The 14,968-nt window shown below is 54.7% G+C and carries 11 protein-coding genes, 1 tRNA gene and 1 riboswitch; of the genes, 7 read left to right on the top strand and 5 right to left on the bottom strand.

What is annotated here, in order from left to right; translation table 11 throughout:
* Positions 1–12: 12 nt before the first annotated feature.
* Complete coding sequence (locus tag VH413_07690) at positions 13–2,406, top strand: glycoside hydrolase family 95 protein (protein ID HEX3798566.1); 2,394 nt, start codon at positions 13–15, stop codon at positions 2,404–2,406.
* A gap of 449 nt (positions 2,407–2,855) precedes the next feature.
* On the top strand, positions 2,856–3,917 hold the full coding sequence (locus tag VH413_07685; GenBank protein HEX3798565.1) for a cytochrome D1 domain-containing protein: 1,062 nt from the start codon (positions 2,856–2,858) through the stop codon (positions 3,915–3,917).
* A gap of 7 nt (positions 3,918–3,924) precedes the next feature.
* Here the strand turns inward: VH413_07685 and VH413_07680 are convergent, their stop codons facing one another.
* The 5 genes from VH413_07680 to VH413_07660 all read right to left on the bottom strand — a co-directional run bounded on the left by VH413_07680 (position 3,925) and on the right by VH413_07660 (position 10,796).
* Positions 3,925–4,317, bottom strand: a complete 393-nt coding sequence (locus VH413_07680) for a cysteine-rich CWC family protein (protein ID HEX3798564.1) — start codon at positions 4,315–4,317, stop codon at positions 3,925–3,927.
* Between the two features lies 1 nt (position 4,318).
* The gene (locus VH413_07675; protein HEX3798563.1) at positions 4,319–5,092 is read right to left on the bottom strand and encodes a type II secretion system protein; all 774 of its coding nucleotides are present in this window, start codon (positions 5,090–5,092) and stop codon (positions 4,319–4,321) included.
* 98 nt (positions 5,093–5,190) lie between these two features.
* Entirely contained in the window at positions 5,191–7,365 is a 2,175-nt protein-coding gene (locus VH413_07670) for a hypothetical protein (protein HEX3798562.1), read from the bottom strand.
* 198 nt (positions 7,366–7,563) lie between these two features.
* A riboswitch (cobalamin riboswitch) is annotated at positions 7,564–7,745 on the bottom strand.
* A 612-nt stretch (positions 7,746–8,357) separates the two neighbouring features.
* Complete coding sequence (locus tag VH413_07665; GenBank protein HEX3798561.1) at positions 8,358–9,509, bottom strand: deoxyguanosinetriphosphate triphosphohydrolase; 1,152 nt, start codon at positions 9,507–9,509, stop codon at positions 8,358–8,360.
* Positions 9,510–9,566: 57 nt separating this feature from the next.
* Entirely contained in the window at positions 9,567–10,796 is a 1,230-nt protein-coding gene (locus tag VH413_07660) for a 4-hydroxy-3-methylbut-2-enyl diphosphate reductase (GenBank protein ID HEX3798560.1), read from the bottom strand.
* Positions 10,797–11,049: 253 nt separating this feature from the next.
* Between VH413_07660 and VH413_07655 the strand changes: the two genes are divergently transcribed.
* The 5 genes from VH413_07655 to VH413_07635 all read left to right on the top strand — a co-directional run bounded on the left by VH413_07655 (position 11,050) and on the right by VH413_07635 (position 14,967).
* Positions 11,050–11,126: transfer RNA gene (locus tag VH413_07655), tRNA-Pro, on the top strand.
* A gap of 220 nt (positions 11,127–11,346) precedes the next feature.
* A complete protein-coding gene (locus VH413_07650) occupies positions 11,347–13,197 on the top strand; it encodes an amino acid permease (GenBank protein HEX3798559.1) in 1,851 nt (616 codons plus the stop codon).
* 597 nt (positions 13,198–13,794) lie between these two features.
* Positions 13,795–13,923 (top strand): hypothetical protein, encoded by a 129-nt coding sequence (locus VH413_07645; GenBank protein HEX3798558.1) that lies wholly within the window; start codon positions 13,795–13,797, stop codon positions 13,921–13,923.
* Positions 13,924–13,932: 9 nt separating this feature from the next.
* A complete protein-coding gene (locus VH413_07640; GenBank protein ID HEX3798557.1) occupies positions 13,933–14,271 on the top strand; it encodes a P-II family nitrogen regulator in 339 nt (112 codons plus the stop codon).
* Between the two features lie 357 nt (positions 14,272–14,628).
* A complete protein-coding gene (locus VH413_07635) occupies positions 14,629–14,967 on the top strand; it encodes a P-II family nitrogen regulator (protein ID HEX3798556.1) in 339 nt (112 codons plus the stop codon).
* Position 14,968: the final 1 nt, after the last annotated feature.

Below are 14,968 nucleotides of genomic sequence, written 5' to 3'. Positions count from 1 at the left end.
TGAAAATTCGTCATGATGAGATGGCTTTGTTTGATTGTTGCGGCTGGTGTGTCTTTTCTGCCGGGAATATTTTTCGCGGCGGGGATGCCGAAGGCGGAGACGACGATTTGGTTGGACGCGGCGGCGAAAGATTTTACCGAGTCATCGCCATTGGGAAACGGGCGGCTGGGTGCGATGATGTTTGGTGGGGTGGATGAGGAACGGATTGTTTTGAACGAGAGTTCGGTCTGGTCGGGATCGCGGCAGGATGCGGACCGCGAAGGCGCTTATAAAGTCTTGCCGGAAATCCGGCGGTTGTTGATCGAGGGGAAAAATTCGGAGGCGGAGGCATTGGTGAATGCGAACTTCACATGCAAAGGGCCGGGGTCGGGAGGAGCGGCTTATGGGTGTTACCAGGTTTTGGGAAATCTTCATTTGTCGTTCATAGCGAGCGAGACGAATTCGCCGGTGGAGAATTATCGCCGCGAGTTGGATTTGAACGAAGCGATTGCGCGAGTGCAGTTCAAACGCGGTGACGTGACTTTCAGGCGGGAGATGTTTATCAGCGCGCCGGATGAAGTAATGGTTGTGCACCTGACGGCGGACAAGCCGGGGCAAATCTCATTTGCGATGGCGATGGACAGGCCGGAAAGATTTGTTACGACGGCTGAGCCAAACGGTGGATTGTTGATGACGGGGCAATTAGACAGCGGCGCTCAAGTGCCGGGAGTAAAATATGCGGCGCGCGCGCGAGTGATCCATCGCGGCGGGAAAACGGTGGAGCAGGGGAATGGCGTGCGAGTCATTGGCGCAGATGAAGTGATTTTATTTATTGCGGCGGGGACGGATTATCAGGGATTTGCGGGACGGCACACGGCAGATCCAAAAGCGGCGACGGAGCGGGATTTGGACAAGGCGATTAAAAAGTCATTCGCGTCGTTGAGAGAAAGACACGTTGCGGATTATCAAAAATATTTTGAGCGCGTGAAGTTGGACTTGGAGCCGGGAGACGAACGCGCCACGAGCATGACGACGCCGGAGCGTATAAAAGCGTTTAAGGGCGGGGTGGAGGATCCTCAACTGGCGGCGTTGTATTTTAATTTCGGGCGGTATCTTTTAATTTCGTCGTCGCGTCCTGGAGGCCTGCCGCCGAATCTTCAGGGGATTTGGGCCGAGGAAATTCGCACGCCCTGGGACGGTGACTGGCATCTCGACGTGAACGTGGAGATGAATTATTGGCCGGCGGAAGTTTGCGCGTTGCCGGAATTGACGCAGCCGTTGTTCGCGCTGATTGATTCATTGCAGGCGCCGGGCGCGAAAACGGCGAAGGATTATTACGCGGCGCGCGGCTGGGTGGCGCATGTGATCACGAATCCGTGGGGATTCACATCGCCGGGCGAATCGGCGTCGTGGGGCGCGACCACGGGCGGCTCGGCGTGGCTGTGCCAGCATCTTTTCGATCATTATTTATTCACGCGCGATAAAAATTTTTTGCGCTGGGCGTATCCGATCATGAAGGGCGCGGCGGAATTTTATTCGGACATGTTGATTGAAGAGCCGAAACATCATTGGCTGGTGGTCGCGCCGGCGAATTCGCCGGAAAATCATTTTCGCACGGCGGATGGAAAAGAGGTTTCGATTGCGCTGGGAACGACGGTGCATGCGCAGATGTTGAGATATTTATTTGGCGCGTGCATCGAGTCGGAAAAAATTCTGGGTGAAGATGAAGAATTTGGAAGAGAGCTGGCACCCAAATTGGCGCGGCTGCCGCCGACGCAAATCGGATCGGACGGGCGCATCATGGAATGGCTGGAAGAATATGGCGAGCCGGAACCGCAGCATCGGCATCTTTCGCATTTGTGGGGATTGTATCCGGGAAACGAAATTTCGACGGCGACGCCGGAGCTGGCGCTGGCGGCGCGGAAGACAATGGCGGTGCGCGGGGATGATGGATTGGGCTGGTCGTATGCCTACAAGGCAGCGGTGTGGGCGCGATTGGGCGACGGCAATCATGCGTGGCTGATCGTCCGCCGCGCGTTGAACCCGGTGACGACGCATGAGGTTCGTTACGACAATGGCGGCGGGGTGTATCCGAATTTATTTGATGCCTGTCCACCGTTTCAGATTGACGGAAATTTTGGAACGACGGCGGCGATGGCGGAGATGCTGGTGCAGAGCCAGACGGGGGTCATTCAATTATTGCCCGCGCTACCGGATGCGTGGAAAAGCGGAAGTGTTTCGGGATTGCGCGCGCGAGGGGGATTTGAAGTGGGGATGAGTTGGAAGGATGGACGGTTGGTATCGGCGACGGTGCGTTCTGACGTGGGAGAACCTTGTCAAGTGAGTTACCGGGGCCGGACAGTTGAATTGAAAATTAAAAAAGGGCGGGAAGTGAAATTGGATGGGGAGTTGCGCGAAGTTCGTTAGACAAATCGCGGCATCTGCACATTGTCTCTAAATCGGTGGGCAGAGTTATCGGCTATGAAAGGTAGATTTTAGAAACGGTTGAAACCGTTTCTTGCGCGTGTGCGCCTAGTTTTTCCCCCGACTGAAGTTGGGGTTAATGAGAAGCGTTGGGCGAGTGGGTGAGGTTTGGTTTCAAGGGGGAAATTCTTTCGTCCCTGCGGGACTTGGTTTGGAATGAAGGTAAACCCAGCAATAAATTGCTGGGCTAAGATCGGTCATCCCTGCGGGACTTCGGACGGCTGCGCGGCAGCACAGCCCTACCATGCGTTAGGATATTAGTTGTCCGTACGGGACTACCGCGGAGTTCCGCCCTGCTGCCGGTATGCGTGTGGATATTCTCGAATAATAATGATCCGTGATGCCTATTTTCTTATCGGCTTTCGGGTGGGGATGTGCATACTTTTGCCATCATGAAAATACAAACTGCGTTTGTCGCGCTGTCCAATCACGGTAATTCATTTTTTGCGAATTTGTTTTCTATCGGCGTTGCGGGAAGTTTGTTGATGGCTACGACGGTGCATAGTTTTGCGGCGGACAGTTCTCATGCGCGATTGCTGGTTACGAACAAGGGCGATAAAACGCTTTCGATCATTGACCCGGAGTCGAATAAACAAATTGCCGCGGTGGCTGAAGACGGAACGACGGGTCATGAAGTGGTGGCGTCGCCGGACGGGAAACTGGCGTTCGTGCCGATCTACGGAAATTCGGGCGTGGGCAGTCCGGGCACGGACGGATCGCTTTTGCGAGTGATTGATTTGGACAAGCGGGCGATTGTCGGGACGGTGGATTTTGGCAAGGGAGTGCGGCCGCATTGCGCGCGTATCGGGCCGAAGAATGGCTTGCTTTATGTGACGACGGAATTGGAGCAGGCGATCACGATCATTGATCCGGCGACGTTGAAGATCGTGGGAATGGTGCCGACGGGGCAGGAACAATCACACATGCTGATTCTTAACAGCGATGGGACGAAAGGCTATACGGCGAATGTGGGACCGGGGACGGTTTCGGTTTTGGATATGGAGGCGAAAAAGGTGGTGAAGATCATTCCGATTTCTAAGAACACGCAGCGCATTGCGATTTCGAAGGATGATAAATGGGTTTTCACGGCGGACCAGGCGAAGCCGCAACTGGTGGTGATTGATACGGCGAAAAATGAAGTGGCGAAACGGATTGATTTGCCGTGCGCGGCTTATGGCACGGACCCGACGCCGGACGGGCGCTGGCTGATCATGGCGTTGCCGAAATCGAATGCGGTGGGTGTGCTGGATTTGCAGACGATGACACTGGCGCGGACGATTCCGGTCCCGGCGGTGCCGCAGGAAGTTTTGGTGCGTCCCGATGGCGAGGTGGCGTATGTTTCCTGTGATGCGAGCAAGCAGGTGGCGGCGATTGATCTCAAGGAATGGAAGGTTCGGGCGCTGATTGATACGGGCAAGGGGACGGATGGGCTGGCGTGGGCGGCGGGAAAATAATTCCGGGTCATTGGCTGGCACTGGGAAATGTGCGGACGGTTGAGTGGCTTGGATAGGGACAATGGCGGCAGCCGCTTTCGCAACAAAAACCCCGGCGCAAATGGTAGGCGGCGGTGAAGACCATCAGACCATTTTCAAAATAAAAATCTCCGGGCAAAACTTTTTGTGATGCGCTGCCGTTTTTTCTTTCGCGATTAAATTGCATGACGCAGGCGAGGCAGATGCAGGCGCGGTTACGCAGTTCGGGCGGAACTTTGGCGAGGAGTTCTTCGGGAAACTTCATTTTCGCACACCAACACGGGCCTTTGTAACTAGCGGCGGTGCAGAGCTGGCAATCGTTGGGCTGTCCGCAGAGCGGGCATTTCGTGGCGTCAATGTTTTGGCCGGCCGAAGTTTCCATTTTAATTCAGATCATAAGCGGAATTGTCGGCGGAGAGAAAACCAGTGCCCGGCGCGACGAGGCTGGCGCCGTCGGCGTTGTTGGTGAAGCACGCGGAAAGCGATTCGGCGTGGCCATCGCAGTAAGCGGCGTTGCTGAGCTGGCGATGGCGAAAACCCTGCGTGCCGGACGTTCTGCCGGTGAAGGAGGCATCGCCGGGATTTGGAAAAGGCGCGCGCATGAATTTATTTGCGCCGGCGGAATATTGGCCATCGCCGAACAAAACGGTTTTCGAAGAATGGAGGACGTCAGAATTTTTTGCGGGTTGTTCGATGGCTTCGCCCTGGCCATGGCCGATGTAACTCGTGTTATAATTGTAACCGGTGTAGGGGTTGTCGGCGAAATCGGAACTGCCGGTGAATGATGGGCATTGCTGGATTTGCGGGTTGCCCTGACTTTCCCAAAGGATTCCGGGGACGACGTGTGGGTTGAAATTATTGTCGTAAAAAACGGTAAGATCCCAGCAATAGGACGTGCCGGTGTTATTGTCAAAATATTGCGCGATGGGATAGAAGTCGGTGTTGTCGCCGTTATAAATATGGGCGGCGATGGTCATCTGCCGGAGGTTGCTCAGACATTGGATGCGGCGGGCGGTGGCTTTTGAGGCGCTCAGCGCGGGGAGCAACATGGCAACGAGGATTGCGATGATGGCGATGACGACGAGGAGTTCGACGAGGGTGAAGGCGCTATGATTGTGGTGAATGTGGGGGGCGGTGGATTTTCGTAAGCGATGCACCCTCTCCCCGGCCCTCTCCCGCAATGGCGTTGCGGGAGAGGGAGAAGATGCGGGCCTTGTGTCGAGACAGGCTCGACGTGATGTACGATCAAGTTGCATCAGGGCATCTGGACTCGGAGGCGATAAAAGGCCTTGTCGTGTGGCGGCGTGAAGTCGCGCAACGTGGCGGGTTGCGAGTTGGTAGCGGTCATGGTGCTGACGGTTATCCATGTATGGAGATCAGTCGAGCGTTCCAAAATGGTGAAACAATTCGGCACGGGCACGAACTGGAAGGCAAAGCCAAAGCCATGCATTTGCGGCTGTGCCGCGAGTTGCGGCGGGACGATTTGTGAAATCACGAAGGCGGAGAAATTCGTGACGCCGTTGAGCGAGACTTCGCGGTTGAGCGCATCGTAGGTGAAGGTTTGTGGCGCGAAATTTGTGCCGGTCCATTCATAGGCGCGAAGGTCGTGGCCGTTGCCGGTATAGGAATCGCCGACGCGGAGGGTGACATTAGCCTGGCAGTTGACGGCGGCGTTTGTGATTGGTTTCAAAGTGATTTGGTAAGCGCTGGAAACATTTCCGGGAACGGGCGCGAAGGAGGAGAATTCGACGAGGCTTATCGTGCTGAACTTGGCGAGGGCATCCACGGAATCCACGTGGAGGGAGATGAGCGTTTGGGTTAGGTCATTGGGATTTTGAAAATTCAGATCGGTCATGCCGGTGGTAAGATTGCCGGGCGTGATCGAGAGGGCATCGCCGACGACGACGGGGTTGGCGGCGGCGATGGCGTCAATGACGGTGTAGTCGGACGCGTTGGTATCGGTCAAGGTAGTTCCGGCTTGCACGCGGACGTATTGAATCCACGGGAGGCCGGATTCTTTGAGGTCGTAACCGGTGCCGCCAAAGGCGCCGACGAATCGGTCCAGCGCGCTCGACACCGTGGTGCCTCCGGGAAAGCTGGTGTCGGGATTGAGTGGTTTGGTTTCATTGGCGAGTTCGTCGGTCCAAGAATGGTTGGTGCCGTCCCAGCGGTAGGAATTGTCAGGGAAGATGGCAGCCACATAGGGATAGGTGAACCAGTTGGTGCCGTCCTGGCTGACGGATACAATGGTTGGATGGCCGAAAATGCCGGTGCTGCCGCCGGGAATCAGGACGGTATTTTCGTCGGTGAAGTCGGTTACTTCAGAGCCCTTATAGCCGGATGCTGACAGGAATGAATTGCCATAGACGATGAGGTCAATGCCGTAGGGATTATTTGGATCATCGTAAACTTTGCGTCCCATGTTGACGGTGATTTCACCGCCGGCGTTAATTTCTGTGATGACGTTGTTGCTGGAGGGATCAGTCCAATAAGGTGGTTCGACAATTTTGCTGCGATGGATCGGATTCGCCTGGTGCGGGGTGAAGTGGTCTATGAATTTGAGGGTGGGGCGGCCGAGAACCGCGACGGGAGTGTTGTACGGAGCGATGGTATAAATTTTATTTGTGCTGATGATTTGGGTCGCGAAGTCGTTTGTGTTGGCGATGTAGGCAACGTAGGTTCCATCGGGCGAGGGCGGGGCGTGTTTGTCAAAATTGAATGCGATGGTGTTGGGATCGGAATCATTGGTAAAAATGTCCGCGGCGGACGCGACGGAATAGCCGATCCAGGAGCCGTTGGTGAGCATTAAGCCGTCGAGGGAGTTTTGCGCGTACTCCCATTGGCCGTGGTCGCCGGAGTAGGGGTTGTTGGTGTCGGACGGAGTCCAAAATTGATTCGTGCCGCGATTGGGAGAAAACAAAAAGCCGCCCGCGTCATTGGTTTCGTTCCAAAGTTCCCAGTTGGGGCCGAAGTAACCACTCCAGAAAAGATCATTGGTATTGATCGCATGCGCGGCGTCCACGTCCACAGTTGGCGAGGAGAGAATGCCGTTGACGAAATAATTGGTGGAAGCGCCGTCGGTGATGCCGATGTTGCCATCGCCATTTAGATTATATCCGAAGCCGACGATAAAACCACCACCGAACTCCTGGATGGAATACAGGCGATGGTCGGCAAGTTGGATGGCGTTGAGCATGTCCAAACCGCTGGCGGTGCCGTTGAAGCGATAACCCCAGACGAGGGTTTTGTCGGCGAGCGGCGCGGGCACGGTGGAATTGGTGATCAATTCGGGCGTGCTCCACTCGATGACGAGGGCGGCGCGGTTGGAGCCGGAGCCGGTCCAAAGCTGGATGTCATCCAGGGAAATGGCGTAGGATTTGAGGACGAGGAACAAGCCGGCAATAGCCAGCGGCAGACAGAACTTTTTCATGAACTGGTCTTTCAATGCGCGCGAAAAAAATATTTTGCGCGAACGGTTTTGGTTGAGAGACCAGCGCGAAGCCGGAGATAAAAAAACCTCCAGACTCCGGCAAAACGGGGAATGAAGGCATTCAACGAACCCCGGCGAAGACAGTTCGCCGGGCTGGCCTCATCCTTCTCTTTGCGGAGAAGTGTCCCGCACAGGCGGGGCTGACGAGCACAGATGAACCGGTATCCTGACTTGGGGCTTCAAACCTCGCTCCCGCCTTCCCGACGTGTGTCAGTGGCATTGGGAGTCCGTAGCCTTTTACAGTGGCGCGACCGTCCCGGATTCTCACCGGGTTCCCAGACATTCAAATGTGATGGTGATTTGATGGCGGATGAGCCGCCGTTCAAAGAACTGGGGTGACCGTATGACGCGACGAAGGGCAACGCAAGAGAAAATAATTTTTTTGAGGAGAAATATTTTTTTGGAATGGGCGGCGGTGTAAGAGGTTAATGAGGAGTGTGGGTGATAGAGAATTTTTAAACATTTGGAATAAAACGGCCCTTCTCAAGGATGCTCGCCTGGGCTCGCCTCGCTTCGCTCGATATAGAGGTGAGTTGTTTCGACGAGGATTCCCCCAACTGAAGTTGGGGGTTAATGAGAAGTCTTTGCAGGTTTGATTGCTGGGGAAAATGGCTGGGCTAAGATCGGTCGTCTCTGTGGGACTTCGACATTGTTATTGGGACGCAATGATTATTTGGATAGCGCGCCCCTCTCCCAGCCTCTCTTGTCGTGGGGAGGGGCGGAGTGCGTTAGGTCGCGATTGCATGTGACGAGGATGGGTGTTGGTAAATCGCTGATCTCTTTCGTCCCTGGGACTTGGATTGAAGGGGAATCCAACCCAGCCATAAATGGCTGGGCTAAGATCTGTCGTCCCTGCGGGACTTTGACGGAGCAGCGGCAACTCCGCGCTGCCACGCCCGGAATATCTTAGCTTACGCGCGGTTGCGGCGTGGTTAGGCGGAGGGGCCGAAGATGCGGGCGTGTTCTTGCATGGCGTAGCGGTCGGTCATGCCGGCAAGGTAATCGCAGATGGCGCGGGGTTTGCCGATTTTTTTGGCGCGTTTGCGGGCGTGTTCGCCGATCTGGTCCAGGTTCTCCTGATAGAAATGGAAGAGGTCGTCGAGCATGCGGACGGCGCGGAGGTTCGGGCCGTGGACGACGGGATTGTAGTAAAGATTTTTGTAGAGGTATTCGCGCAGTTCCAAATTTAGATCGTGGCGAGTGGGGCTGTAGGCGACGAGGGATTTGGATTGGAGGCGGACGTCATCGGCGCTTTGCACACCGGCTTTCAAAATATTCTGCTCGGTGGTTTCGACGACGTCCTTGACCTGCATGTCAATGATGGTGCGGATGATGATGTAGCGGCGGCATTCGTCGGAGAGGTTGCCGTATTGCTTGACGACGGCGCGCGAGGCCTGGCGCCAGATGCGGACGTTTTTGCTGAGAACTTTTTCCGAGAGCAAGCCGGAATCGAGGCCGTCGTCCAAATCGTGGCTGTAGTAGGTAATTTCGTCGGCGAGATTGGCGACCTGGGCTTCGAGCGCGGAGGATTTGGCGGCGAAATCAGCGCGTTTGCTCGGATGATCGTAGGCGGTGTAATGCTTGACCAGGCCTTCGCGGACTTCCCAACTAAGATTAAGCCCGGGGAACAGAGGATATTTTTGTTCGAGTTCTTCGACGATGCGCAGGCTGTGTCGGTTGTGCTCGAAGCCACCGTGTTTTTTCATCAAGCGATTCAAGACGGTTTCGCCTTTGTGGCCGAACGGGGAATGGCCGAGGTCGTGGGCGAGGGCGATGGTTTCGCCAAGGTCTTCATTCAGTTTCAGGGCGCGACAGATGTTGCGCGTGACGGCGGCGACTTCCATCGTGTGCGTGAGGCGGGTGCGCAAATGGTCGCCGGTGCCGTTGAGAAAAACCTGGGTCTTATATTCCAGGCGGCGGAAGGCGCGCGAGTGGATGACGCGGTCGCGGTCGCGCTGGTATTCAGTGCGCCATTCGGGCGGGGCTTCCTTGTATTTGCGGCCGCGGGTGTCGACGCTGAATTGGGCGTAGGGGGCGAGGATTTGGCGTTCGATCTGTTCGAGTTCCTGGCGAGTGCGGGGCATGGGATTAAATAAATAGGCTATGAGTTAATGGCGGAACGCGGCAATAGATAGAGCCGCTTACTGCAAAAGTTCGCGAACGGAAATACCGCGCAGTTCGAACAACCGGCGAATGGTGTCTTCGATCAAGTTGTTCGGACACGAAGCGCCGGCGGTGATGCCCACGGTGATTTTGCCGGGCGGAAACCAATTCTGCGTTTCGACTTCCTTGCCCTTGTGCTGGTCGTAGTGGCAAATCAATTTGTCCGAGGCCATCTTGGCGGCGTTCTTGATGAAATAGGTCGGCAACTTGGCTTCGCCCATTTCCGCGAGATGGGAAGTGTTGGAGGAATTGTAGCCGCCGATGACGAGCAGCAAATCCATCGGTTCGCGGAGAAGTTTTTCGAGGGCGTCCTGGCGGTCCTGCGTGGCGCCGCAAATGGTGTCGAAGAAACGAAAATGTTTTTCGACCTCGCTGGCACCGTATTTTTGGATCATGGCGGTCTTCAAGCGGCGCTGGACTTCTTCGGTTTCACCGCGAAGCATGGTGGTTTGATTGGCGACGCCGATAGCGCGCAAGTCTACATCCGGGTCGAAGCCTTCGGAATGCGCGCCTTTGAATTTATCGAGAAATTCCGTTTTGTTGCCGCCGTTCAAAATGTAGCTGCAAACGTAATCCGTCTCGGCGAGCGTGAATACGACGAGATAATGGCCGGCGCCATAAGCGCGCGCCTGAGAAGTGGTGGCCTTGGTTTCCTCGTGCTTGGCTTTGCCGTGGATGATACTCGTGACGTTTTCCTTGGAGTATTGGCGCACGCGTTTCCAGACACTCATCACGTCGCCGCAGGTGGTGTCCACAAGCTGGCAGCCTTTGGCTTCAATCTTTTTGCGCGTGCCAACCTCGGTGCCGAAGGCGGGGATCATCACGACATCGTCGGCGGTCAAGCGGGCGATCTCCTCATCGGTCGGCTTGGGCGAGATGATCTGGATACCCATGTTGCGAATCTGGTCGTTGACCTCGGGGTTGTGAATGATTTCGCCGAGGAGATAGATGGGTTTCTCGGGCGGAAAATATTTGCGGGCGGCGTAGGCGAGATCAATGGCGCGTTCGACGCCATAGCAAAAACCGAATTCCTTGGCGAGCTTCACCGTCAGTTCGCCGGAGGAAAGCATGTTGCCATTGGCGCGGATGCGTTCGACGAGTTCGCTGCGATAATGCGAGAGCACCTGGGCCTGGACGGTCTCCATGATGTCCGGGCGGCGAAGGTTGATTTTTTGGGGAGCGGCGGGCGTGGTGGGAACATTCAACATAGTTTTGCATCCAGGACAGACGATTTGCGCGCCAACGGTGGCGGTATCGCAGGGAATTTTTTCCCCGCACTTGGGACATGGAAATTTAAAATCACTCATGCAGCCGCCCGGTAATTGGCCGGCAGGCGTTTAGGCAACCTGTCATAAGAACTTTAACACCAAGGGGCGCGGCGTCCAGCAAGAACCGGTGGCGAAAAATGCAAATATAGTTTGCACCCGGCGGCTTTTTAGCGATGATGAGCGTCCGATCACTCGGAGCGTAGCTCAGCCTGGTAGAGCACTTGGTTTGGGACCAAGACGTCGCAGGTTCAAATCCTGTCGCTCCGACCATCGTCTCACCGCCTGACGTAAAAGTTGCTTTTTGTCCAAAATGGGCAAATTTATAACTCCCAAAACCATTGTATTTGTTGGGTTTTTTCGCAATTCTATTTGACGTTAAGCATTTTTTAACGTCACATCTTCGCACGAAAATGCAGATTGAAATCTTTCGGCAATCGGAATTCATGATCTCGACTGGTAATAGTATTCGGCCCAACCTGACGGTGACCCGATGAGCGGGGGCGGAGTTCATCGGCCACGCAATGTCGGCTGGGCGCGGGCAGCGGCTTTTCTCTACGGCGACTGGGGCACGAGCAAAGCGTATGTCATCGGCTTCGCGTTCGTCGCGGCGCAATTCGCTTCGTTTCCCATCATCCTCGCGGTGTGCGCGTTTACCGGACTCGTGGGATATAACTACGTCATCGTCTGCAAACATTTCCCGGACGGCGGCGGCGTGTATTCGGCGGCGCGGGAACAGAGCCGCGTGCTGGCGGTGCTGGGATCGTTGTTGCTGCTGGCGGATTTTATCGTGACGGCGGCGCTGAGCGGCTGGGATGCGATGATTTATTTGGGAGTGCCGCATGATTATGTGAAGTATGCGACGCTGGGCGTGATTGTGCTGGTGGGATTCATCAATTATTTCGGGCCGAAACACAGTGGAAGTTTGGCGGTGTCGCTGGCGATTCCGATGGTGGCGGTGGTGATCCTTATTATTGCGCTGAGTTTGCCGTATTTGACGTTCGAGCATTTGGCATATAACGGGCATCTATTTTCGAAGACGAATTGGGTGGCGTTCGTGGGTGTCATCCTGGCGTTGAGCGGTGTGGAGGCGATTGCGAATCTCACGGGGGTGTTGAAACTGGATGAGGGTTGCACGGAGGAGGTGCCGATCGTGGCGAAGACGGCGGCGAAGGCGATTTTTCCAGTGGCGATTGAAGTGGTGTTCGGCACGGCGTTGCTGGGCTGGGCGATGCTTTCACTGCCGCGCAATTTAGGCCCGGAGATCACCGCGCGCCATGAGGACATGCTCAATTATCTGGGCGAACATTACGGACGGCTTTTTTGGGACGCCCACATGGGAAATTATCTCGGCTGGAGCGGCGAACATTTTGGCAAAAGCCTGAGCTGGCTCATCGGAATCGTGGTCGGACTGCTGCTGTTGAGCGCGGTGAACACGGCGATCAGCGCGATGATCGGACTGATCTACATGCTCGCGCGCGATGGCGAGATGCCGAAAAATTTTGCGAAGTTGAACAATCACGGCGTGCCGTGGGTTCCGCTGGTGATCGGCGTGGCGCTGCCGTTTTGCCTGACGATGGTGACTGATGATCTGGATTCGCTCGCGGATATGTATGCCATCGGCGTGGTGGGGGCGATCGCGGTGAACCTGGGCTCGTGTTGGTATAATAAAAAGCTGGGGCTGATCTGGCACGAGCGCGCCATCATGGGCGTGACGTTCCTCATTTTGCTGGCGGTGGAAATCACGATTGCGAACACGAAACACGCGGCGTTGTTCTTTGCGGTTTGCGTGGTGGGAATCGGTTTTGCGTTGCGCGCGTATTCGATGAAGCGCGCGGGTTTGCAAACGGTGACGCTAACCAAGGACGTGGCCGAGGCGGTTTCGCCGGAAAAATGGGCGGACATGCGGATCAAACTGGATATTGAACAATCCATCATGGTCGCGGCGCGAGGGATTACGCCGGTGTTGAAATTTGCTTTGGAAGAAGCGCGTTTTCGCAAGGGCGCGTTGTATGTGCTTTACGTGAAAGAATTGGCAGTGAATATGCCCGCGCGAATCGAGCCGACCGAGCGGCTGCGCTGGCAGGATGATCGCCGCGCGGCGGAAATCATGTACGGCATGCTGGACATCGCGCGCGATGCGGGCGTGCAGATTGTTCCGTTGTATTCGGTGAGTGAGAATGCGGCGATGTCCATCCTGGATTTGTCGGCGACGCTGGGCATTGACTTGCTGATTCTGGGAGCGTCGCAAAGGCAAACGCTGGCGAGTTTGCTCAAGGGAAATGTGGTGACGGAAGTGGCGAAGAGTTTGCCGGAGAATATTCAGTTGGTGATTCACGGGTGATCGGTATTGGATGAAAGCTTTTGTTCGTTAGATTTTTGTTTCAAGGAACGGGCCTGCCTCGCTTTGTTCGGAACAGATTTTTTGAGGAGTTGCATTTCCCCGGCTGAAGCCGGGAGTTAAATGAGAAGCGATGGATGAGTGTGGGAGGTGGTTCCATCTGGGAATTTCTTTCGTCCCTTGCGGACTTGGATTTGAAAAGGAATTCAACCCAGCAATAAATTGCTGGGCTAAGTTCTGCCGTCCCTGCGGGACTTGGGACGGCTGCGCGGCAGCGCAGCCCTACCACGACGATCTATTGTTCCCTGCGGAACTTGGAGGTTGTTCGCAAAAATCCTTGTCTGAATTTTTTGTGAAAAGTCTTCATTCGCGCTGGTCAAAATCCTACAGCATGGCCAATTCTTTTTTACACTCCCGTGGTTTTAAAAAATAACAAAACTTTTGGTTGGTTGTAAGCGTTTAACAATTAGGTGGTTGCATCTCTGTTTAAACGCATTGTTTGTTCGTGGCATTGCAGGTGCTTTGGAGGGTTAGATGCGATTGACAACCTGCTCTGATAGAAGTTTCGTCATTGGTTGTCATATTCCGCGGGAAATATTTTTGCGCGAAACATTTTGCCAGGCATCGCGGCGCGACGGGTTGAAAAAAATTTCCGCGAAGGTCTCGCTCGAAGAATTTATGAAGCAGCCGGGAAACGGTTCGCCGGCCTGGTTGCTTCCAACGAATTAAAAATCAACCATGAAAAAAATCGAAGCGATCATCAAACCGTTCAAATTGGAGGAAGTCAAAGATGCCCTGGCGGAAGTGGGCATCGAGGGCATGACGGTGGTGGAGGTAAAAGGATTCGGACGTCAAAAAGGCCACACGGAAATTTATCGCGGCAGCGAATACACGGTGGATTTTTTGCCGAAGATCAAATTTGAGATCGTGATCGCGGACAGCCTGGCGGACGCGGCGGTGGAGGCGATCGTGAAGGCGGCGAAGACCGGGAAAATTGGCGACGGGAAAGTGTTTGTTTCGCCGATCGAGGAGGCCGTGCGCATCCGCACGGAAGAGCGTGGTGACAAAGCGGTTTGAGCGCGGGTTGGAAATTAATTTTGCCGAAATGGAAAGACGAAACGAAAGAAATTTTTATGTGAGAGATAGTCAGACCGTTTAAAAATCCAGTTGGTTAAAAAAGAGCATTGTGCGCAGAAAAGCGCAGCATGGCTCTTTTTTATTTTGTCTAACGGTGATTTTTAAACGACGTATATGATTTATAGTGAATCATTTAGGGAGGTTTTGTTTTTAGGGTTGGTCCATGGCATTTTCATTGCTTGGAGGTGGCCAAGAATACCCATTTGGCTCAGGGTTTGAGAGCGTGAGGGAGAAGGTGTCGCCTTTTTTCTCGCGCGATGAACTGGAGGCGAGTGGGATTTATTGTCATCAAAAAAAATGAAAAAAATCGAAGCCATCATCAAACCATTTAAACTGGAAGAAGTAAAAGATGCCCTGGGTGAAATCGGAATCCAAGGCATGACGGTCGCCGAGGTCAAGGGATTCGGCCGGCAAAAGGGGCACACGGAAATTTATCGCGGCAGCGAATATACGGTGGATTTTTTGCCGAAGATCAAACTGGAAATCGTGGTCGCCGACGGCACGGTTGAGGCCGCGTTAAACGCGATCGTCAAGACGGCCAAGACCGGCAAGATCGGCGATGGCAAAGTGTTTGTTTCGCCGATTGAAGATGCCATCCGCATCCGCACCGAAGAAAAAGGAGAGCAGGCGGTTTAAT

This window comes from Verrucomicrobiia bacterium, assembly GCA_036268055.1.
Lineage (GTDB): Bacteria > Verrucomicrobiota > Verrucomicrobiia > Limisphaerales > Pedosphaeraceae > DATAUW01.
Note: the sequence above shows the minus strand (reverse complement) of the source record. Positions and strands in the feature narration are given on the sequence as shown.